The 21,852-nt window shown below is 38.6% G+C and carries 24 protein-coding genes and 1 other RNA gene; 13 read left to right on the top strand and 12 right to left on the bottom strand.

The features are described 5' to 3' along the window. Positions 1–16 precede the first annotated feature (16 nt). From HWV02_RS03570 to HWV02_RS03600, 7 genes are all read left to right on the top strand, one after another. Complete coding sequence (locus HWV02_RS03570) at positions 17–313, top strand: hypothetical protein (RefSeq protein WP_211689732.1); 297 nt, start codon at positions 17–19, stop codon at positions 311–313. A gap of 403 nt (positions 314–716) precedes the next feature. Further along, positions 717–2,168, top strand: a complete 1,452-nt coding sequence (locus HWV02_RS03575) for a cytochrome P450 (RefSeq protein ID WP_211689733.1) — start codon at positions 717–719, stop codon at positions 2,166–2,168. A 1-nt stretch (position 2,169) separates the two neighbouring features. Next, positions 2,170–3,813 (top strand): lipoxygenase family protein, encoded by a 1,644-nt coding sequence (locus HWV02_RS03580; RefSeq protein ID WP_211689734.1) that lies wholly within the window; start codon positions 2,170–2,172, stop codon positions 3,811–3,813. A gap of 12 nt (positions 3,814–3,825) precedes the next feature. Further along, positions 3,826–4,686, top strand: a complete 861-nt coding sequence (locus HWV02_RS03585) for a fatty acid desaturase (RefSeq protein ID WP_211689735.1) — start codon at positions 3,826–3,828, stop codon at positions 4,684–4,686. Next, entirely contained in the window at positions 4,676–5,638 is a 963-nt protein-coding gene (locus tag HWV02_RS03590; protein ID WP_211689736.1) for a YheT family hydrolase, read from the top strand. Before HWV02_RS03585 ends, HWV02_RS03590 begins: the two co-directional genes overlap by 11 nt. A gap of 2 nt (positions 5,639–5,640) precedes the next feature. Beyond that, positions 5,641–6,138, top strand: a complete 498-nt coding sequence (locus HWV02_RS03595; protein WP_211678490.1) for a PaaI family thioesterase — start codon at positions 5,641–5,643, stop codon at positions 6,136–6,138. A 22-nt stretch (positions 6,139–6,160) separates the two neighbouring features. Further along, positions 6,161–7,243, top strand: coding sequence for a fatty acid desaturase (locus tag HWV02_RS03600; RefSeq protein WP_211678491.1), 1,083 nt, complete (start codon positions 6,161–6,163; stop codon positions 7,241–7,243). Between the two features lie 117 nt (positions 7,244–7,360). Here the strand turns inward: HWV02_RS03600 and HWV02_RS03605 are convergent, their stop codons facing one another. The 5 genes from HWV02_RS03605 to smpB all read right to left on the bottom strand — a co-directional run bounded on the left by HWV02_RS03605 (position 7,361) and on the right by smpB (position 9,453). After that, positions 7,361–7,822 carry a type II secretion system protein gene (locus HWV02_RS03605; RefSeq protein WP_211689737.1) on the bottom strand — a complete coding sequence of 154 codons (462 nt, stop codon included), beginning with the start codon at positions 7,820–7,822 and terminating at the stop codon, positions 7,361–7,363. 12 nt (positions 7,823–7,834) lie between these two features. After that, on the bottom strand, positions 7,835–8,185 hold the full coding sequence (locus tag HWV02_RS03610; RefSeq protein ID WP_211689738.1) for a hypothetical protein: 351 nt from the start codon (positions 8,183–8,185) through the stop codon (positions 7,835–7,837). A gap of 62 nt (positions 8,186–8,247) precedes the next feature. Beyond that, a complete protein-coding gene (locus tag HWV02_RS03615) occupies positions 8,248–8,436 on the bottom strand; it encodes a hypothetical protein (protein WP_211689739.1) in 189 nt (62 codons plus the stop codon). Between the two features lie 137 nt (positions 8,437–8,573). Next, positions 8,574–8,932: a transfer-messenger RNA gene (gene ssrA, locus HWV02_RS03620) on the bottom strand. 41 nt (positions 8,933–8,973) lie between these two features. After that, positions 8,974–9,453 (bottom strand): SsrA-binding protein SmpB, encoded by a 480-nt coding sequence (gene smpB, locus HWV02_RS03625; protein WP_211674105.1) that lies wholly within the window; start codon positions 9,451–9,453, stop codon positions 8,974–8,976. Positions 9,454–9,674: 221 nt separating this feature from the next. On the opposite strand from smpB, the gene HWV02_RS03630 reads away from it, so the two are divergent. Next, positions 9,675–10,118, top strand: a complete 444-nt coding sequence (locus tag HWV02_RS03630; protein WP_211674106.1) for an SRPBCC family protein — start codon at positions 9,675–9,677, stop codon at positions 10,116–10,118. Next, positions 10,099–10,428, top strand: coding sequence for an RnfH family protein (locus HWV02_RS03635; protein WP_211678495.1), 330 nt, complete (start codon positions 10,099–10,101; stop codon positions 10,426–10,428). Before HWV02_RS03630 ends, HWV02_RS03635 begins: the two co-directional genes overlap by 20 nt. Positions 10,429–10,495: 67 nt before the next feature. On the opposite strand, the gene bamE is transcribed toward HWV02_RS03635, so the two are convergent. The 3 genes from bamE to nadK all read right to left on the bottom strand — a co-directional run bounded on the left by bamE (position 10,496) and on the right by nadK (position 13,724). Beyond that, positions 10,496–10,852, bottom strand: coding sequence for an outer membrane protein assembly factor BamE (gene bamE / locus HWV02_RS03640; protein ID WP_211678496.1), 357 nt, complete (start codon positions 10,850–10,852; stop codon positions 10,496–10,498). Between the two features lie 153 nt (positions 10,853–11,005). Further along, entirely contained in the window at positions 11,006–12,667 is a 1,662-nt protein-coding gene (gene recN, locus HWV02_RS03645) for a DNA repair protein RecN (protein WP_211689740.1), read from the bottom strand. A gap of 175 nt (positions 12,668–12,842) precedes the next feature. After that, positions 12,843–13,724 carry an NAD(+) kinase gene (nadK, locus tag HWV02_RS03650; RefSeq protein WP_211678498.1) on the bottom strand — a complete coding sequence of 294 codons (882 nt, stop codon included), beginning with the start codon at positions 13,722–13,724 and terminating at the stop codon, positions 12,843–12,845. 260 nt (positions 13,725–13,984) lie between these two features. Here nadK and grpE point away from each other — a divergent pair, with 260 nt between their 5' ends. Then, positions 13,985–14,641 (top strand): nucleotide exchange factor GrpE, encoded by a 657-nt coding sequence (gene grpE / locus HWV02_RS03655; RefSeq protein ID WP_211678499.1) that lies wholly within the window; start codon positions 13,985–13,987, stop codon positions 14,639–14,641. A gap of 95 nt (positions 14,642–14,736) precedes the next feature. Here the strand turns inward: grpE and HWV02_RS03660 are convergent, their stop codons facing one another. Both HWV02_RS03660 and HWV02_RS03665 read right to left on the bottom strand, forming a co-directional pair. After that, positions 14,737–15,882, bottom strand: a complete 1,146-nt coding sequence (locus HWV02_RS03660; RefSeq protein ID WP_211689741.1) for an anhydro-N-acetylmuramic acid kinase — start codon at positions 15,880–15,882, stop codon at positions 14,737–14,739. Between the two features lie 29 nt (positions 15,883–15,911). After that, a complete protein-coding gene (locus tag HWV02_RS03665) occupies positions 15,912–17,210 on the bottom strand; it encodes a peptidoglycan DD-metalloendopeptidase family protein (protein ID WP_211678501.1) in 1,299 nt (432 codons plus the stop codon). 181 nt (positions 17,211–17,391) lie between these two features. On the opposite strand from HWV02_RS03665, the gene tyrS reads away from it, so the two are divergent. Continuing rightward, the gene (gene tyrS / locus HWV02_RS03670) at positions 17,392–18,588 is read left to right on the top strand and encodes a tyrosine--tRNA ligase (protein WP_211674114.1); all 1,197 of its coding nucleotides are present in this window, start codon (positions 17,392–17,394) and stop codon (positions 18,586–18,588) included. Between the two features lie 78 nt (positions 18,589–18,666). On the opposite strand, the gene HWV02_RS03675 is transcribed toward tyrS, so the two are convergent. Further along, positions 18,667–19,290 (bottom strand): trimeric intracellular cation channel family protein, encoded by a 624-nt coding sequence (locus HWV02_RS03675; protein ID WP_211678502.1) that lies wholly within the window; start codon positions 19,288–19,290, stop codon positions 18,667–18,669. 873 nt (positions 19,291–20,163) lie between these two features. On the opposite strand from HWV02_RS03675, the gene greA reads away from it, so the two are divergent. Next, the gene (greA, locus tag HWV02_RS03680; RefSeq protein ID WP_211674115.1) at positions 20,164–20,643 is read left to right on the top strand and encodes a transcription elongation factor GreA; all 480 of its coding nucleotides are present in this window, start codon (positions 20,164–20,166) and stop codon (positions 20,641–20,643) included. Between the two features lie 115 nt (positions 20,644–20,758). Here the strand turns inward: greA and yhbY are convergent, their stop codons facing one another. Next, positions 20,759–21,055 carry a ribosome assembly RNA-binding protein YhbY gene (gene yhbY, locus HWV02_RS03685; RefSeq protein WP_211674116.1) on the bottom strand — a complete coding sequence of 99 codons (297 nt, stop codon included), beginning with the start codon at positions 21,053–21,055 and terminating at the stop codon, positions 20,759–20,761. 114 nt (positions 21,056–21,169) lie between these two features. Between yhbY and rlmE the strand changes: the two genes are divergently transcribed. Beyond that, positions 21,170–21,814 carry a 23S rRNA (uridine(2552)-2'-O)-methyltransferase RlmE gene (gene rlmE / locus HWV02_RS03690; protein ID WP_211678503.1) on the top strand — a complete coding sequence of 215 codons (645 nt, stop codon included), beginning with the start codon at positions 21,170–21,172 and terminating at the stop codon, positions 21,812–21,814. Positions 21,815–21,852: the final 38 nt, after the last annotated feature.

Genomic DNA, 21,852 nt, shown 5'->3' on the forward strand with positions numbered 1-21,852 from the left:
ACTTAAGGACGAGTTCGTGCAGTCAAAATTTCTATGGATATTTTTTATCATATCAATTTCATTTTCATCACTCTCTTATGCAAAAGATTTTTTTCGTGTTAGTGGTAGTGAGCTGTTGATTAGTAACAATGGCATGACACATTCAGAAGTAGTGGAAATAATTAATAACGAAAAGTCATTCAAACGAATTTCATATAATCGTTATATTTTGAATGCGTCTGTGGGTGGTGAATTTGAAGTGAAGTTAACATTTGAGGGCGGAAAGTTAACTGGAATTAAGTCTAAGCAGATGGGAGGAGTGGACTACCATTAGCAACTCTTGTATCTAAAGATACTGTTTAAGTTGCGAAAACCTTACTTCTATTTCTTCATTGGTATAGGTTATGTGCAGTACGTAAGGCTGTATATTAACCCAACAAATCACATTGTTACCCCAAAATAGCTACTCAGATCACGTTTACACCTCTTTATTGTTAATTATGTAGCGCAATTGTAATTGTTTTGTTACTTTTTTGCGGTCGATTGATAGCGACTCAAGCAGCTAAAATTTAATATTTATTAGGACGCCATTATGAACGAAAAATTAAAACTCGCATTATTTCAAAAGCTTAAAAACTAAAATAGCTTACGGTGAAATGAGAGTTTAATTGGTAACCACAGAAAGAATACTAATAGCTTAAAGTAAATAACAATATTTCAAGGACGGATTTAGCAGTATGCGTCGAATTCAAAGTGATCAAAACAGGGTGTTAAACAGCCAACTTTCCTTTCTCATGTCATCTATTTTTAAAAAACAAGATATAGCAAAAAGGATAGAAAGGCTTCTTCCAAAAATTCATGGACCCACTCCTGTTTGGCCAATAGGTAATTTGAAAGACTTTATTATGAAGCCTCCTTACAAAGTTTTGCAAAACTACCACCATCAATATGGTGATAACGTGAGTTTCTGGTTGTTTAATAAACCAGCTATTCTAGTTACACAACCTGAAGATATAAAATTAATCGTTGAAAATTCTATCGATATATATAAAAACTCGCCTAAGCATGCTGCTGGAAAATACTTTCTTAGTAGCGTATTTTTTGCAAATGGCTCTGAGTGGCATGATAAAAGAAAGGCTCACCCGTTTTCACATTCTGATATCAACACCTTGTTTAGTAATGCCGTAGTGACGATAAAACAACTCACATCTTGTCATGCGATATTGTTGAATCCTACAGATAGAAAAAAAGAAATTTTGCTTTTTGATGAAATGACTCAGCTTTCTTTCAATATATTCTCTCATCTTCTCTTGGACCAAGAGGGAACCAAGGATTTATTTGCTTGTTACCTAACTCAAATGGAAGATATGCATAGAAGGGGAGCAACTCCTTTGTCCCTACCAAATTTGTTATTGAAAAAGCGAATCAAAGGGTGGAAACGATATGTAGAAAAAGCACTGAACAAATACGAACGAAGTGATAAAGAACAGTCAAACAAGCCAACAAATTTGCCACAATGGTTGAGTGAATTGAAGATCACAAATCGTGATAATTTTACCCTCCTACGAGACGAGATTAGTACATCGTTTTATGCAGGTACGCGTAATGTCGCGGCTACAATTAGCTTTGTAATCCAGCTATTGTCTGCACATAAAGACGTCTATCAAAAACTACAGCGCAGCATTGATGAATTTGTAACTGAACACCCACAGGGTTATTCCGATTCTGACTTAGATAAGCTTGAGTATCTTGACATGGTTATAAAAGAGACTTTAAGGCTTTATCCGATAGTCCCAGCATTTTTTAGGGAAGTGCTCCCAGGAAGAACCATAAAGCTCCCATTTGGCTCATTACCTGAAAAAACTCAGATCTTTATTTCTAGTTGGGTAACTCACAGGGATGCAAATTTATGGAAAAACCCAAATGATTTCATGCCTGAAAGATTCAATACCAAGCCTACAGAGCACTCTTATCTCCCCTTTGGTTCTGGCGATAGGATTTGTGTAGGTATGGGATTGACGCAACTGATAACCAAAGTGGTTATCGTCGAGCTTATGCAAAAACTTAATTTTCACTCAATTTTGCCTAGTAATAGTAGCCAAATTGACAATGAGTACTTCGCAGGAATCATTATCCCAAGCGATGGCTTGGCTATTGATATTTCTAAGCATTTAGTTAGTGAGGTTTAAATTGTTACCTTCTTCATTACCACAATATGATGTCTCACCGAATATTAGAAAAGGTGAATTGGCCAAGAAACAGCGGAAGTATCGATATAGAGTAAATAAGTCACTGCCCCCTATGGTAGAGTCTGCGAAGCTACCTTCCTCTGAAAAATTTGACCTACTGTACTTATATAGAAGATCAAAGCCACTCGTAACACTGGTGCTAAATGACTATGCTAATAAATTTGCCAATTGGATAAAGCCTGCGCGAAATCAAGAAGATTATTTAAAGGTATTCAAATTTATATCTGAGCCGACTAGATTGGCGCCTCAAATTAGTGACAAAGATTTCGCTTGGCAAAGGTTGTCTGGCGTAAATCCTGTTGTTATCTCAAGAGTTGAAGAAAAGTTACCCGAGGTACTATCTTTGCCGGACGGGATGCTAAGTAACTTAACAGGGGAGTCTTTAAATACAGGAAGTCTAATTGAAAGAGGGCTCCTATATATTGCAAATTATTCAATATTACATAATTTACAGCGAGGATCTTATTTAAATAGCAAAAAAGTGGTTCATGCACCGATCATTTTATTTTATTTAGAGAAAAATAAAGTCTCGGGCAAGTCGCACCTTACACCTATACTGATCCAACTGACGCAGGATCCGGGATCCAACCAAATCATTACTAAAAATGATGGTGAGCAATGGCAGTGCGCAAAATGGTACTGTCAAGTAGCTGATGCACAACATAATCAATTTGTATCTCACCTGGTAAATTCACATCTAGTGATTGAGCCATTTCCAATTGCAACTAATAGACAGCTTTCTGCAAAGCACCCCGTGTATCAGTTGTTAAAGCCACATCTCCAATATTCATTAGCTATCAATGAGTTTGGTAGAAGAGAGTTATTTAAACCTAAAGGCTACGGTGAAAACCTTTTCGCACTTACTATAGACGGCCTTAAAGCCTTATCTCTTAAAGCTTATCAGCATTGGTCATTTGATAAATCCACGTTGACCCAAGATATCAAAAACCGAGGAATGGAGGAGTTGGAAGAGTATCCATTCAGGGATGATGCAAGACTTATTAATGACATCCTAAGCCGCTATGTTCGTTCTTACCTGTCACTCTATTACACTACAGACAAAGACGTTGAAGCTGACTACGAGCTGCAAGCGTGGGTTGCTGAACTTAACGCAAAGGATAAAGGAAACGTAAAGGGCTTTCCCGAGAATGTACATACTATTAGTGAGTTGAATTGGGTTTTGACCCATATTATTTATCTGTCAGCCGTATTTCATTCCAGTGTCAATTATACCCAATGGGACTTTATGGGAAGCCCTGTAAATATGGCGACTTCAGCCTATTCAGATATATTTGATGTGGATATGCCAATGACAGACCAGCCTAATCTATTTGAAGCTCTACCTCCACTTAGACAACTCTTAAAACAAATGAACTTCATTTATTATACTTCAAGGGTTTACCACAATAAGTTAGGGGAGTACAGAAAGTATGATTTTACTAACCCCAAGGTTTGGGAAGTCGTTAAAGAATTCCAGTTTGAGCTAAATCAGGCAGAGGGAGTAATCAATAAACGAAATGGCTACAGATATAAGTCTTACGTAGCATTCCTACCTTCCAGATTGGCTAACAGTTTAAATAGTTAAAGGATAACACTGATGAATAATTCGAAAGCAGAAAAATTTTATATCTATAAATCTGATGTGTTTCCCCTTGTTTTGGTTAGCATAATGTTTGCTATTCAACTCTATGCATTCATAAACCTGACTGGGCTCTGGGAGTTGATGGTATTTTCTTTACTGTCGATGCCATTTCTGACTTTTTCCGTTGCATACAGTCACCATCATGCTCATATATCTATGTCAAACTCAAAGTGGCTCAATGGCTACGTTAACAGAATCTTGAGTTTACAGGTGTGGATAAATCATTACGCATGGAAATTGCACCATAATCACGGTCATCATCTGAATTATATGAATCAATACCCATTACAAGATGATGTTTCTATTGATGAATCAAATTGGACCAGAACTGACGGCAGTAAAATGAACCGTTTCGAGTACACCATTCATCTTGCTAAAACAACATTAAAGCGAGTAAAGGAAAATGGGCAAAAGCATGAGAAAGTCTATAAGAAGTATATGACCTACCGTTTACAAAACTATACGATTTACTTCGTGTTGTTTTTATATAGTCCTTTGGCATTAATATTTGTTTTCATCATTCCTCCGCTAGTTATGTCCTTGTATACATTTTGGCTGACTTACCCGCATCATTCAGGTTTGAGATCATCAGATCCTTATAAAGCATCGAGAAGCATTATTAGCCCACTATACAACTTTTGGTTTACAAATCTTGGGTATCACACAGCTCATCATATAAGGCCAAACTTACACTGGTCGTTACTACCTAACTATCATGAAAGTATAAAAGATAAGATTCCTGAGCACTTAATTCAAGAACGCGTTTTTCCTGCGTTCGAGTTAGATAAATCAAGAGGGATCTCAGATGCATCATGATTACACTCCGTCTTTTTTATTTAGAAATGGATATCTAAGTAGTATTTATCCAAGCCTATTTAGAACATCAGAACGTAGCATTGAGCATACTTGTAATATTGTCCATACAAGAGACGGTGACGTACTCGAATACGATTGGTATAAACAAGGAAGTGATAAAGTCGCACTCGTTTCCCATGGTTTAGGTGGACACAATAAAAGGCCATATATTCTTGGTATGGTTCAAGCACTTTATGAAGATGGTTGGGATGTAATAGCTTGGAATTATCGCGGTAGTGGTGATAAAAGTAACATCAAGCCTGTTTTATATCATGGCGGATCTATTGATGATCTTGAAGATGTAATTCAACATATCGAAGGTAAGAGCCTATATAAGGTAATGTCACTTATAGGCTTCAGTTTAGGTGCGAATATTAATTTACTTTACTTAGGAAAGAAGCATGCCGAAGTTCCTTTAAGCATAAAAAAGGCGGTTTGTTTTTCTACTCCATGCGATTTAAAAAGTAGTGCAATGGAATTGGGAAGGTTTAAGAACAAATTTTTTATGCGCCATTTTTTAAAAAGCTTTGAGAAGATTTTAAGTAGAAAACATGCTCAGTATCCAGAACTAATAAATATAGACAACTTCAAGCAAGTTGGAAATTTCCAGCAGTATGACGATATGTATACCGCTCCACTGCATGGTTTTAAGGATGCAAATGATTACTGGGAAAGCTGTAGCTGTAAAAAGTATTTAAAAAATATACAACAGAAAGTTTTATTGGTTACGGCACAAGACGACCCATTCTTAGGAAAGGAGTGTTACCCAACCAATGAAGTTAAAAATAATCCGAACTTATCGCTTTTAATGCCTCGATATGGCGGACATGTGGGCTTCGTACTTCCTAAATCTAAGGGAAGATATTGGTCCGAAGAAACGACGATTAAATATTTAAACAACAAAGGAATGTGAATATGAAAAACATCATTGAAAACAGAACAAGAACATTTGATTGGGCAGATCCTATGATTGGGGCTAAAAGCGCAATGAAAATGAGTGGTTACGACTATTTAAAAAGCATAGCTGATGGTGATCTTCCTATGCCACCAATTATGAGCTTGATGGGGGTCGATAATTGTGACGTAGATAAGGGTTATATGCGCTTTGAATTTAACGCAGAAGAATATCACTACAACACTATTGGTGGAGTACATGGCGGTGTATTTTCTACACTATTAGATTCTTGTATAAGCTGCGCAATTCATACCACTTTGCCGCAGGGAGTAGGGTTTAGCACTATCGATCTAAAAGTAAACTTTATTCGACCAATTACGATCGAAACAGGCTTAGTTATTTGTGAAGGTAATGCAATTCACACTGGTAGAAAAACAGCAGTGGGTGAAGGACGCTTACTAGACGCTTCAGGGAAGTTATTAGCGACAGCATCAGTAACTTGTTTGATACTAAGTTAACAGTACATCGGGATTTAATTTTATGGATAGCAAGCAAGAACAAGTAACTCTACAAGATATTCGGCGCGCAATGCCAAAGAAGTATTTTGAATGTAATACGCTAACTTCTATCAGTTATTTTTTAGTTAATTTAGCATTATCTTTAGTGTTGCTCTTGGTCGCAATTTATTATTTTGAATCCCTTTCTTCTCCATTTTTTGAAATAGCTTGGTTAAGTTATTTCTTTCTTCAAGGTAAGTGTTTTTGGGGATTTTTCTTATTGGGACACGACTGTGGTCATAAAGCATTTTCTAAAAATAGACTAATCAACGATGGTGTTGGTCTATTAGTACACTCGTTTTTGTTACTACCGTATGAACAATGGAAATTTACTCATAGAAACCACCATAGGTATTGTGGGCATATTGATAAAGATGAAGGATATGGCCCGGTTCGAGAAGGCAGTAAAGTAAGCCGTAAAGCCAGTGCACTCTTGGCACTAAGTGGTTTTGCCTATTGGTGCTATTTGGTTGGGATTTCAAGACATGGAATCAATCATTATTCTTACACTGACCCTTTGTTTAAAAGCCGAAAGAGTAAAATGAAAACGTCACTCTTTGCTGTTATGTGTATGTTCCTATTTTTGGCCGTGCTGTCATTTCAATATGGCGCAGTGAACGTACTTTTGTATTATGTTATTCCCCTGCAAGTTTATTCATACTATTTTATCATTATCACTTTCTTACAGCATAATGATGAGAAATTGGTTTGGCATTCTGATAAAGAGTGGACACCGTTGAAAGGTAGCTTAACAACTATTGACCGTAACATCTCATGGTGGAACATTTTCTGCCACCACATCAACTTACATCAAGTTCATCACTTCTATCCTAATATCCCTCACTATCGATTAGCCCCCGCGACTAAAGTCTTTAGGAAAAATCTCCCTTTGTTGGTTAATACGGCTAGCGAGGCAACCCTTTTTTCGTATGCAAAAAATTTGTGGAACTATACTTTTTTCGGAAAAGTGAAAAACAACCAACACCGCTTTAGTTATCATTCAGCCAAGCATAGTAGCTTAGAAAGTAATGCTACATCAGAGAGCCCTCATAACGTTAAAAGCTAATTGGGGTGGTAAGAAGGGTTGCTTGATTGATGAAGCCTTGGTGCTAAATCTGTTTGTTGTTAAGAGTATGCGTCCATGCTTTGTGGGACATAGACTCATTTTACGCGCCTATATTATTTATAAACATTCGCCAGTTGGTATCAATGTTCCTTCGTCAATCTTAAAAGCACTATTGGAACTTGCCTGCCAATATTTAATACAGGCATCACCAGTATCACTTGAGTCTTCAAGGCTGATGATAGTTGCCCCAATGCTTCTACCAAGACGAACTTTAAATCCTTCTAGGCTTACGATTTTATTTATATCTTCAGGCGTGCCAGAAGGATATGCATAAAAAAGATTAACGACTTCGCCATTAATCTTAACAGTACTTTTTTCTAGTTTATTGACACCGTCTAACTGAGCTCTGTAGTGAACGAGATTAGCCGCGCTATTTAATGCCGCACTTGCTGCATGCAGTGATGCATTTTTAGCATCGTCTTGTATATTTATAAATTTAGGCACAGCAGCTGCGGCTAATATGCCTAATACAATAATAGCGATCACTAATTCGAGTAGTGTAAAACCTTGGTTTCTCATTTTATTTATTGATTACATCCAATAAGACTTTGGTTTTGGCATAAAGTCGCTGGTATCAGACATATTTTTAATATCGCCATTAGCATCTTTTTGCACTGGCACTGCTTCTTTTTTAGGTTCTTCTAGTTTCTTACCGTCGTCATAAACGATATCACTTGGATCTATTTGCTGTGAGCCTAACCCGTCAACGCTAATTGGTTGATCTTCTATGGCATCTTCAACTGTTGCAGGCGCTAACGCTTGAATCTGACTCATTGGTTGGTTCATTGGTAGGTTTACTGGCTGGTTCATTGGCAGGTTAGAATGGAAGCTACAACCTTGATTTAACATACAAAGAAAGATGATTAATTTTAAATGTTTCATTATTACCTCATGCACCATTGCTATAAACAGCAACGTGTTATGAATTACTGTATCCGCTAAACTTATTCTACTTGGGTTTTTAGCAGTGACATTACTGACATGAATTGTGTAATACCAAGGAGAGGACTTTTCTCTTTTTCTTCAGCCTTTCCACCTAATACCGATGGAAATTCAGATGCTGAACCACCACCGAAACTGCTACAACCTTGAAGTGACACGCACAGACAAATCATTAAAACTATCTTATTCATAACCACTCCATTGATTTACTTACTAAAAAAAACTGTGTTTTATAAGCTTTTTCTGAATTTTAGATAAAGAAAAGCCCATTGAATCAAACCATTCAATGGGCTGCGACACTTAGGAGGGTGCCGTTCTAACTTGCGTTTGGTGGAGTCGGGGGGAGTTGAACCCCCGTCCGAAAAACCTACATCCGCGGTACTACATGTTTAGTCATCTCTATTAATTTAACTTTTTATTAAGCCGAGTGACAGGCCGAACAAAAGCGTGCTCGATTGAGTTTAGCGCTTTCTCTACGAGCGAAGAGTCCACGCGATCCCGATATTTAATGACCATACAATATTAGAGACCCTCGGGCAGGGTTCTAAATGATGGCTAGCTAGCCTAAGCTGCTAGAGAGTAGTTAGAGTCGTTTGCAACTATAACAGTGCGGCTTTTTACGAGGCCAACCGCCCCTCGACATGCACCTAGGGTTTCGTGAATCTCGTCGAATCCTAAATCGACCCCAGAACTAAAATTCTACGCTAATAGTGTAGAATTGCAACACATTAACGAACTTTGTGTTTCATCATTCGTTCTTTGTCTATTTTCCATTCACGATCTTTCACATCTGAACGTTTATCGTGCTCTTTCTTACCTTTAGCAAGACCTATGTTGATTTTGACCCAAGCTTGCTTCCAGTACATTGATGTTGCAACAATAGTATAACCCTGACGGTCTACTTTACTTGCTAGTACTTCTAATTCACGCTTGTTTAATAATAACTTACGAATACGTGTCGGGTTGCAAACTACGTGTGTCGACGCGGCGTCGAGTGGCATGATCTGCGCACCAGACATAAATGCTTCACCGTTTTTAATAAACACATAACTTTCGGTAATGTTTACTTTACCGGCGCGTAATGATTTAACTTCCCAACCTTGGAGTTCTAATCCTGCTTCCAAGCGATCTTCGATTTTATATTCGAAACTAGCCGTTTTATTTCTCGCGATGGTGTTTTCGCTTTTTTTTGGTTTTTTCTTAGCCATAATTTATCTTTATGCACCCATCATTGACGGAATTTAATGTTATAAATCTTATAACAAAATCGAATTTTATCCTAGTACTAGTCTTACTTTGCACGGAATAACAAATGAATTTTATGCAGATAAATGCTAAAGTTGGCTACTTATTACTACTGGCAGAGAGAGATTGAGCCATTAGTAAGCGATTTAATTTTTTGATTGTTGTTTTCAATATAGGAACACGTATGCCACGGATAACACGCAGCGCACTGTTAATGTATAGCGCTGACCAAATGTTTAATTTAGTAAACGATGTGAATGCATACCCAGATTTTTTACCAGGTTGTACTGGTACACGCATTTTAGATGAGCATGATAATCAAATGACAGCAGCAGTTGACGTTGCCAGAGCCGGTATTAGCAAAACATTTACCACTAAGAATACGCTAATACCTGGGCAAGAAGTAAAAATGGATCTCGTTGATGGGCCGTTTAAAAAGCTTACAGGTGGTTGGACGTTTAAAGCGTTAGATGAAACCGCATGTAAAGTAACTTTAGATCTAGATTTTGTATTCAGCAGTAAATTAGTGGAAGTGGCGTTTGGGCGTATTTTCTCTGATTTAGTTAATAACATGGTGCAATCTTTTACAGAGCGTGCAAAAGAGGTTTATGGTGTCGACCAAAATTAAGGTAGAAGTTATTTATGCATTACCGAAAGAACAAATTACTTTTACGGTAAGTTTGGAGCAAGGTTCGACTGCCCAACAAGCGATTGAAGCATCGGGTATATTAGTCAAATATCCTGAGATTGAGCTGAACAAAAATAAATTAGGTATCTATAGTCGCTTAATCAAATTGGATACTGTGGTTGAAGATGGTGAACGTGTTGAAATATATAGGCCATTAACTGCCGACCCTAAAGAGATGCGTAAGCGCCGTGCTGAAAAAGCCAAAGAAGATGGGCGGATTCACGAAAAAACAGGCCAAAAAATAAGATAGAGAATAATATAAATCACAACTCAATTTAGGTTGTGATTTATATTATCAATCATTTCTTGTTCTTAATTTATCTATCAAGTGGCGTTGAAAAGTTAGGGTTTAGTGGATAATCACCAACCACCGTTTTCAGTTTATCACTTTCAAAGGTTAATACCAGTTGCTTACTTGTTACTTCGCCACGCCCTGTTTTGAAGCGATATAAGTAATTCCACACATCACGGTCAAATGAATCAACCAACATTGGACTACCAAGTACAAAAGTAACTTGTTCTTTCGTCATATCAACACGTAATTTGTCTACTTGATCATCTTCGACATAATTACCTTGTGGAATATCAATTTTATAAACTAGTTTTTCAAGAATTGAACAGCCCGATAAACTGAAGATGGCCAAGCCTGCAATAAGTAAGTGTTTTAAGCGCATAAGTATTTTACTAATTAAGTCCATATAGATAGGTAAATAGTAACTCGGCTGGCGAGTGAAGTAAATCGATGTATTTAGTCGGTTTACTTAGGGTTAAGCCAATTAGAAGACAAAAGCAGGAATTAGTTCCCGCATTGTCTTTAATGTGGGGGGTTAAATTAACATTTCTTCGGCATTACTTAACGTCGATGCGGTGATCTTGTCTCCTCCAAGTAAACGCGCTAACTCTTCAATACGTTTTTCTTGGCTTAAGGGCTTCATGCAGGTTTCGGTAGTTTTACCATCGGTGGTTTTACTCACAAACATTTGTTGATGACCTTTGGATGCGACTTGCGGTAAATGAGTCACGCACATGACTTGGGTTTTATTGCCTAATTGACGTAATAGTTTGCCAACAATAGAGGCGGTTTGCCCTGAGATGCCCACATCTACTTCATCAAAGATTAACGTTGGTGTTGATATTTTCTGCGCTGTGATCACTTGGATTGCTAAGCTTATACGTGATAACTCACCACCTGATGCCACTTTACCCAGTGCTTGTAATGGTTGCCCTGGGTTCGTTGAAACTAAGAAATTAATATCATCCAAACCTTGTGGATTTGGTGTTTTATGTTCACTGCTTTCAAGGGTTATTTCAAAACAACCATTTTCCATACTCAGTTCATGCATGCTTGCCGTGATCAGTTTGTTTAACTGCTTTGCGTATTTTTGACGACTTGATGATAGTTTTGTTGATTGTTGATGATACTTAGCTTCAGATTCTTGTAGCTCTAGCTTGATACTCTCAATTCGTTCATCGTCACCGGCAATATTGTCTAATTCAGATTTTAGCATTTGATGATGTGTTGCGAGCTGATCTGCGGGTACTTGGTGTTTACGTGCGAGCTCTAAGGCCTTACCTAAACGTTCATCAAGGTACTCAAATTGTTCAGGGTCGCGGTCAAGATTATCTGTGTAACTGCGAAGTTCATTACCGGCTTCTTCGGCTAATACAACAGCTTCTTGCAAGGTATCTGTGATTGACTTTAATTTTGGATCCATGTCTAGCAAGTTTTCTAAACGCTGAGTTACCATTTGCAACATGCTGCAGATGGTATTGTCTTCATTCTCATACAGTGTGTCTAAACTCGTCATACACTCTTGGACTAATTCAGTGCTGTTGGCTAAAAGTTTATGTTCAGCTTCAATCTGGCTATATTCACCATCGGCTAAGGCAAACTCGTCAAGCTCTGATACTTGATATTGTAATAGCTGTTGTCTGGCTGCCCGTTGTTGCTGGTTTTGTATTAGTTTCTTTTCTTCATCCGCTAAATTATGCCAATTTCGGTAACTATCACGGACGCTCGTCTGTAATTTTGTATGGCTGGCATAACCATCGAGGATCGCCAATTGGATTTCTGGTTTTAATAAAGTTTGATGTGCATGTTGTCCATGTACCTGAACCAAAAATTGAGACAGTGCTTTAAGTTGTTGCAATGGGACGGGGACACCGTTGATATAGCCTTTAGAGCGGCCTTCTGCAGTGATAACACGGCGCAGGATACATTCATCTTCATTATTTAATTCGTGCTCTGCTAGCCATTTGTAGGCGAGGGAGCTTTCTTCTACGGTAAAAATGGCGCTGATTTCAGCTTTTTTCTCGCCGGGCCTAACTGTACTGGCATCAGCACGAGAACCTAAAGCAAGACCAAGCGCATCAATGGCTATGGATTTGCCTGCACCTGTTTCACCAGTTACGGTTGTCATGCCTGACTTTAGTTCAAGTTCTAAAAATTTAACGATAGCAAAATTATGAATAGTGAGTTGCGTTAGCATACTGTACCCTGTTTATTTTATCAGGCTGGTTTTATATACAGTATATATACACTGACCCATAAGTGTAAATACTTTGCTTTTAGTTGAGGGTTTTATTTTCAATTTGTGATCAAGATACAGGGACGTGAAAGGATAGGCTTAACATGGGATAAGCCTTTATAGCGCTGCGTTCAGACTAAAATAATTTGCTTCCCCAGCCTAATTTTTCACGTAAAACATTAAAGTAATCATAGCTTTTCGGGTGGATCAAATTGAGATGGTTTTTATCTCGTTTGATGATAATTTCATCACCAGGAAGCACGCCAATATGGACGTGGCCATCACAACTGACCATCATATTTTCTTCATTATTTGGCGAAACAACTAATTTAATCGTGCTATTGGCGTTGATGACAATAGGGCGGCTTGATAGTGTATGAGGGAACATCGCCATTAAGGTGATTGCTTCTAGACTTGGAGATAGGATTGGACCACCGGCAGATAACGAATAAGCTGTTGAGCCTGTAGGTGTTGAGACTAATAGGCCATCGGCACGTTGGCTCAGCATAAAGCTATCATCAATGTAGACTTCAAATTCAATCATCGCGGGGATCTTACCTGGGTGTAAGATTGTTTCATTAAAGGCCAAGTTGGTGGCTTTTAACATCCCGTAGCGATAAATAGATGTGTTTAATAAAATACGCTTTTCCGAGATATACTCGCCTTTAAGTACGCCCAATAAATGGTCATCAAAAGCTTCAGGATCAAGATCGGTCAGGAAACCTAAATTACCCCGGTTAACCCCGATAACGGCAATATCAAAACGGGATAATACGCGACCAGCACCAAGCATGTTGCCGTCACCACCAACCACAATGGCAAGATCCGCTTCTTCACCTAGGTCCATCAGTGGCCGTGATACGATATTATCCATGCCTAGGTCTTGAGATACACGACTATCAACAATAACCTTGTATTGGTGTTCGGTTAAAAAATTGTGCAGGGCAATAAGGGTTTTGGTTGTTTCTGGGTGTTTGGGTTTTCCGATTAACCCGATGGTTTTGAATTCTCTCTTCATTGCCTTGATTCCACTAAGTAAGTATGGGGTCAGTATATACTTAAGCCACTTCAAGATTCAAAGTATAAACGCGATCTAAATGTCGCTTAATTAATAATTTATAGTGTGTTATTTAGAACTATTTTTACTGTAGGGTGTAACTAGGGATGAATTTGACTTGAATCTCGTGTTAGGATCCCCATTATATTTCTGTATAAACCATTAATTGTAATATAGCGTACTAATTATAGAGTATGCTGAATCGAATGTCGGAGAAAGTAATGAGCAGCGAAAAGCAAAAAGTACAGGCTGAAAAGAAAGTTGAAGAGCAATTAGTAACAGAAACTGAAGCACAGCCTGTAGTTGAAGATGTTACAGTTGAAGAGGTTGCTGTTGAAGAAGCGACTGTGGAAGTTGATGAGTCTGTAGCACGCATCGCTGCATTAGAAGCTGAACTAGCGAAAGCAACTGCATCAGCAGCTGAATTTAAAGATACTGCATTACGTGCGAAAGCTGATGCTGATAACATTCGTCGCCGTGCTGCGATTGATGTTGATAAAGCAAAGAAATTCGCGCTAGAAAAGTTTGCTAATGAATTACTGCCTGTTATTGATAACATGGAACGTGGTCTGTTACATGCTGATAAAGCAAATGAAGCATTACTACCGTTGATTGAAGGTATTGAACTAACAGCTAAATCACTGGAATCTGCATTAGAAAAATTTGGTGTTAAATCTGTTAATCCTGAAGGTGAAAAATTCAACCCTGAGTTACATCAGGCAATGAGCATGATCGAAAGTGCTGATGTTGAACCAAATACAGTGATTACTGTGATGCAAAAAGGTTATGAACTAAATGGTCGTCTAATCCGACCTGCAATGGTGATGATCTCAAAAGCGGTAGCAACACCAACTCCAACAATTGATACGCAAGCTTAATTGTCGATATAAGTAAGAATCGAATAAAAATAGAGCCGTTTGGCTCTATTTTTTTATCATCTTTTTATGTTCGTTACTATCGTGATGTCATGGTCTTAACCTGCGGGATAAAAAGCCCCCAAAATTGCTAAGCGGCTTGCGCCTGTGACCGCAGGTAAATTACCCGGCTGTTTATGGATATGTTGCTTCGCTAACCAAGCAAACGCAATCGCTTCAACCCAATCAGGATCAATGCCTATTTCTGTGGTTGTCATTACAGGTGTAACTGGTAATAATTGTGCTAAGTCTGCCATTAACAATGGATTGGCCGCGCCACCACCACAAATATACACCTCACCATTTATATCCCCATCATTATTGCTAAGCATTAATTTATTGACTTCATTCGCAACCGAGACTGCAGTAAAGCGAGTTAATGTTCGTTGGACATCAGCATTTGAATAAGGGACCGCTAAAATGTCTAAATAGCCTTGTAGCCAAGCTAAATTAAATAATTCTCGACCCGTACTTTTGGGGGGGATTAGCGCAAAAAATTCATGCTTTAATAATGAAGTTAGTAAAGACTCAATAACAACCCCTGATTTTGCCCATTGGCCATCTTCATCGTAGCTTTTTAGGCTGTTATTTTTAGCAGTAAACCAGGCGTCGAGTAGGGTATTCCCCGGACCAGTATCATAGCCAATAATGGATTTATTCTGCTGCAAGCTTGGCAAGTAGGTTATATTGGCTAAACCACCGATGTTAACAATGGCGCGATTGATACTCTGGTGTTGAAATACAGCCTGATGGAAAGCAGGGACTAAGGGCGCACCTTGACCACCAAGGGCCATATCTTTGCGTCTAAAGTCAGCGACGGTATCAATATTGGTCAAGGCGGCAAGAATATTAGCATCTCCGATTTGTAAGGTGAAGCCATGCTCGGGGTGGTGACGTACCGTTTGACCATGAGAACCAATAGCTGTGATGTCTTTGGCGGTATACTGTGTTTTAGCCAGCAATTGATCACAAGCAAGCGCAAAGGTTTCAGCAAGCGGTTGCTCGATGGTGGCAAGTGTGCTTATTTCATTGCCGTTAGGACGACACAATTGATGCAGTTGAGCCGTTAGCTTCGCAGGCATAGCTTGTAAGTGCTGGGCAATAAGTTGGCACTTGCCATGCTCAAATGCGACTAAGGCAGCATCAATACCATCAATGCTGGTTCCAGACATCAGTCCGATATATAACTCACGTTTGTTTGGCATTGTCGCTCCCTAAAATCAGCCGTTTATCTTTATTGTGCGATTAGACTGTATAATTTCGCATTATTTTCCAATTGCTCTATGATGCCCTTCGCTTCGGAGACAAACTTGGTCTTTTCACTACCGCGTAATGACTCTGCTTTTGGTAGTGACACTGTTTTTGGATTTTTGTGCTTACCATTCACTAAGAATTCATAATGTAAATGGGGGCCCGTTACGCGACCCGTCGCACCAACCGTACCAATTTTTTGATTCTGTTTAACCCGCTGTCCTTGTTTGACACTACGCTTATTCATGTGCAGGTATTTAGTGACAATATTAGCGTTATGTTTAATAAAGACGTAATTACCGTTAAAGCGATTATAAGCAGATGCGATAACTTTACCATCACCTGCAGATACAATAGGGGTACCTGTTCTAGCTGCGTAATCAATACCATTATGCGCACGTACTCTACCTGTTACTGGATGACGGCGATTACGGTTAAAACTAGAGCTGATATATTTAAAGTTTACCGGAGCGCGTAAGAAGGCTTTACGCATAGAGCGTCCTGACGGGGTATAGTAGCTGCCATCTTTATGGCGTACCGCTTGAAATTTATCACCTTGGTTGATGAACTCTGCGGCAAGGATATTACCTGTAGAAACAAAATCACCATCAATATATTGTTCTTCATAAATCACTGCAAAACTGTCGCCCGCTCGAATGTCGAGGGCGAAATCGATATCCCAACCAAATATTGTGGCTAAGTTCATGATTTGTTTTGCTGGCATTTTACCTTTAACACCTGCATTCCAGAAGTTACTGGTGATCTCTGCACGCGTGAATGTTTCTCTGACTTCTATTTTGTTTTTAAGGGTGTTAGTTGTGTAACCATCAGCTGTTTTATTAATGTGTAACGATTCGGTGGCGCTGTAAGGGTAAATAAGCTCAACAAATTGGCCATCATTATTCGTTGTGATGGTTAGTTTTTGTCCTGGATAGATACTGCGTAAGCGTTTAGCCGATGACAATTTGTCTATTTCATAGATGGTTTTTGTCGATAAATGGCTACGTTGACCAATTAACGATAGGTTATCACCCGCGCGAACAATAATTTCCTCACTGGTTAATCGTGATTTAACCGGCTTATTTTCTGCCGAGGTGATGCGAGGTAATTTTAAACTGTAACGATCACCAACTTGGTATATATAAAAAGAGTCTGCATCTGATGATAGTGGTGCGCTGGTGGAGACTGGGAGTAACAGCAGTGTAATGATCAAACCAAAGATAATTAGAATGAAGGTTCGGTGCAGTTTTGGTAATTGCTTAAAACGGTTACCGAATGACATATGAAAGCACAACCTTGTGGCAATTTTAAAAGAAGGTACATATTCTAACAAATACTAAGGTCTGTGCAAAAAAATTATCACCAAATTAACGGTATTGCCTCAGTGCAATGGTTTTCAATTGTGATGCTATCCAGTAGTATAGAGTTATTATATTTAGGTAATAAGTGTGGAGCTTAATATTATGACGCAAATCAATGATGCGTTACGTGAAATCAAACGTGGTACAGAAGAAATCCTAGTTGAAGAAGAATTAGTAGCAAAACTGAAAGAAGGTCGTCCGCTAAGAATTAAATTAGGTGCTGATCCAACAGGTGCTGATCTACATTTAGGCCATACTGTTATCTTAAACAAGTTACGTCAATTTCAAGACCTTGGTCATGAAGTTATCTTCTTGATTGGTGACTTCACTGCAACCGTGGGTGACCCGTCAGGTAAAAATTCGACACGTCCACCACTAACACGTGAAGATGTACTTGTTAATGCGAAAACGTATACAGATCAAGTATTCAAAATTTTAGATGAGTCAAAAACACGCATTGAATTTAACTCTACGTGGTTAAACGAATTAGGTGCTGCGGGCATGATCCGTTTGGCGTCGCAACAAACAGTTGCACGTATGCTAGAGCGTGATGACTTCAAAAAACGCTATGCGTCAAATCAAGGTATCGCGATCCACGAATTTATGTACCCATTATTACAAGGTTATGATTCAGTTGCGCTGCAATCGGATGTTGAGCTTGGCGGTACAGATCAAAAATTCAACCTATTAATGGGTCGTGAATTACAAAAAGCAGAAGGTCAGAAGCCACAAACGGTCATCATGATGCCACTGCTTGTTGGTCTTGATGGCGTGAAAAAAATGTCTAAATCAGCGAACAACTATATTGGTGTAACAGATGCACCGAATGAGATGTTCGGTAAGATCATGTCTATCACTGATGAGTTGATGTGGAACTACTTCGAATTATTATCATTCCGTCCATTAGCTGAAATTGAAAAGTTCAAAGCTGATATCGCGGCAGATGCTGTTAACCCACGTGATGTTAAAATTTCATTAGCAAAAGAAATCATTGCCCGTTTTCACGATGAAGCGGCAGCAGAAAGCGCACATAATGATTTCACGCAGCGTTTTTCAAAAAATGCGATCCCAGATGAAATGCCAGAGTTTGATTTTGCAGTAAGTGATGCAATCGCAATTGCTAACTTATTAAAAGGTGCTGGTTTAGTATCAGGGACATCGGAAGCGATGCGTATGATCAAGCAGGGTGCTGTTAAGATTGATGGCGAAAAAGTAGAAGATACACGTCTTGTGCCGACTGCGGGTACAGCCGTATACCAAGTTGGTAAACGTAAGTTTGCACGTATTACACTTGGCTAACTGCTGATAAATAATTTAAGCCCGTTATGATAATTGTCATAACGGGCTTTTTAGTTTTAGGCTGTTAGCGAATGTAATTTACGAGCGGTGGTGTTTTAAAACAAAGATAGGTAATCTTAAATGCCAATGCACTGCGGCCATTCGGAGTGTAAATACCCCTGTCATGGCGAGTAACATCGCTAAATCTTCAGTTATGCCAATGAGTAGTGCGCCAGTATAAACTAGGCCTCCCAAGACAGATGCAGTCGCATAAATATCTTTTTGTAATACCATCGGTACGCGACTGGCTAACAAGTCTCTAATAATACCTCCTGCAACACCGGTGATCACACCCATAACTACCGCGGTCATCCCCGGTGCGCCATAAGCCAAAGCTTTCTGCGTACCCAGTACGGTAAATAAGGCTAAGCCTACTGCATCCGCAAGGGGTAATAATATTGGCGGCATGCGATGATTACGGTTAGCAAACAAAATGGTTAACATAGACGTCAGAATAATAACGGTGAGGTAAACGGGGTCGTGCACCCAGAATGCAGGGCCTACATCTAAAATAGCATCACGTATTGTACCACCTCCAATCGCGGTTACGGCAGCCAATACTGTAGCGCCAAATGGGTCCATGCGCATCTGCCCTGCAACTTGTACGCCTGATATTGCAAAAACGGCGGTACCCGCTAAATCGAGTAAATAAATCATATCCATGTTCATCATCAGTAAACTTATTAATCCTTTCTATATATTTGTCCATAATTAAGAAGAGCAGAGTATACGGATAGAGAAAACGATTTCTTTTAGCTATATCGAAGTTCTAACAAATAAAGTTGCTAATATAAATAAAATTTGAATTATTAATGATGCGATTCTGAATATTATCTTTCAGATGAAATTTAGAGGGAAGTGAGTAAAAGAGGGTTATATGTAGGCATAAAAAAAACAGCATAGAGAAGTTTTCGTCTATTTATAATCAAGCGTTATAAAACAATAAACTTTTCCATGCTGTTTTTGGTATTTTAAACTATAGGCTAGCGATTGATGGTAAAGCACCACTTGTGATGGCTAAAGTGGTTAAAACAGTAAAAACGGCTATAAATTCTTTCATGATAATGTCCTTGGTGTTAATGGATTGAGTACATTATGCACATATTTTATTCGTTTGGCTAGCTATTTATGAGAAAAGTGTAACTTTTAATACTTTGGGCTCTCGATGATGTTGAAGTGCTGATTAGTGTGAGTCTTAATCTTTTTATCCGTGCTGACTGTTGTGATTCATGATATTTTTGTTGTTGAGTATTTTAATTTGTATGCAAAAGTTTAGTTTTAGTTGTTACGATCATGACTTCACTTGTGTTGGGTGAAATGTGCGTAAAATAGCGTGTTAAGTCGAATTTTAAAGCTGGTTATTAATGAGCAATCAAAGGTCTCAATAACCAGATTTAATGTGTTTAATGGTTTGAATAAGGTGAAGTATCGTCATATTCGTATTACAATAGGGGCATTGTGATTGTAAACATTGTCGGCGCTGTAAAACTCAGTAATGTCATGATAATGAATTGATTAAAAGGTTATAAAAGTATTATGAGTAATATTATCCCAATGACTGCACGTGGTGCAGATAATTTACGTGAAGAGCTCGAACGTCTTAAAACTGTTCGCCGTCCTGAAATTGTGAATTCAATTGCTGAAGCGCGTGAACACGGCGATTTAAAAGAAAATGCGGAATACCATGCGGCACGTGAAGAGCAAGGGTTTTGTGAAGGCCGTATTCAAGATATTGAAGGCAAGTTATCAAATTGCCAAATTATTGATGTAACAAAAATGGCAAACAATGGTCGTGTTATCTTTGGTTGTACAGTGACAATTTATAACACTGAAACGGAAGAGGAAATAACTTACAACCTAGTGGGTGATGATGAAGCGAATATTAAACAAAATCGTATTTCAATTAATTCACCAATTGCGCGTGGTTTAGTAGGCAAAAGTGTCGATGATGTTGCGGTTGTGACGACGCCGGGCGGCGCGATTGAATTTGAAATTGTATCGGTAGAATATATCTAACTATCGACACACTTCATGAAAATACAGATACGAATTACGGTGTACTGTGACCCAGTTTTAACACTGGGTATAGTCGAGCTGGGATTCCTTGCCCAGCTGGATACTCATAAAGCTATTATTTTTTTGGCAGTATGATTTTCTTTTCATCACTTGTACGATAAATAACCAGTGTATGGCCAATACTTTGTACTTTTTCTGCGTTAGCTTCTTTTACAATGGTATCCATTACTAATGCTTTTTGGTCACGGTCTTCTGACGCAACTTTAATTTTGATTAATTCATGATGTGCTAGCGCTACTTCAATTTCAGCCATTACACCTTCTGTTAAGCCGTGTTGGCCTAGTAAGATGACAGGTTTTAATGAATGTGCTAAACCTTTTAGGTGTTGCTTTTGTTTGTTGCTTAATGCCATATTTTAAATTTCTTATTACTTAGGGTTGAAAAAGAGTAATTTTAGCTTCATCTTCATCTTAATACCATGCCATTATGGTAATGGTTTAAAAAAATATTATTAACAGGCTTTCAGATGACCCCGACACCGAAGAAAAAAAGTACCCAAAAGGGCAGTTCAAAGAATTGGCTGCAAGAGCATCACAACGATAAATATGTGAAAGATGCGAAGAAGCAAGGGTTGCGTTCACGTGCAACTTTTAAGCTTGAAGAAATTCAAGCAAAAGATAAATTATTAAAACCGGGTATGAATATTGTTGACCTTGGTGCAGCTCCAGGTGGTTGGTCACAATATGCGGTTAAACAATTAGGTGATAGAGGTCGTGTTATTGCTTGTGATATTTTAGCTATGGATCCAATTGCAGGCGTCGATTTCTTGCAAGGTGATTTCCGAGATGAAAAAGTATTATCAGCATTACTAGCTAAAGTCGGTGATGGTCAGATTGATGTAGTTATTTCTGATATGGCACCAAATATGAGTGGCAATATCGGTGTCGATCAGCCCGCTGCAATGTACTTGGTTGAACTTGCTCTCGAAATGTGTCGTGAAGTGCTTAAACCAAATGGCAGTTTTGCGGTTAAAGTATTTCAAGGTGAAGGCTTTGAGCAATTCATGAAAGATGTACGTAGTATGTTTACTGTAGTTAAAACCAGAAAACCGGATTCATCACGTGCTCGTTCACGCGAAGTTTTCATTGTTGCGACAGGTTATAAAGGCTAAATTATTGTGACCTGTGACAAAAGTAATATCACTGCTGC

This window comes from Moritella sp. 28, assembly GCF_018219435.1.
Taxonomy (GTDB): domain Bacteria; phylum Pseudomonadota; class Gammaproteobacteria; order Enterobacterales; family Moritellaceae; genus Moritella.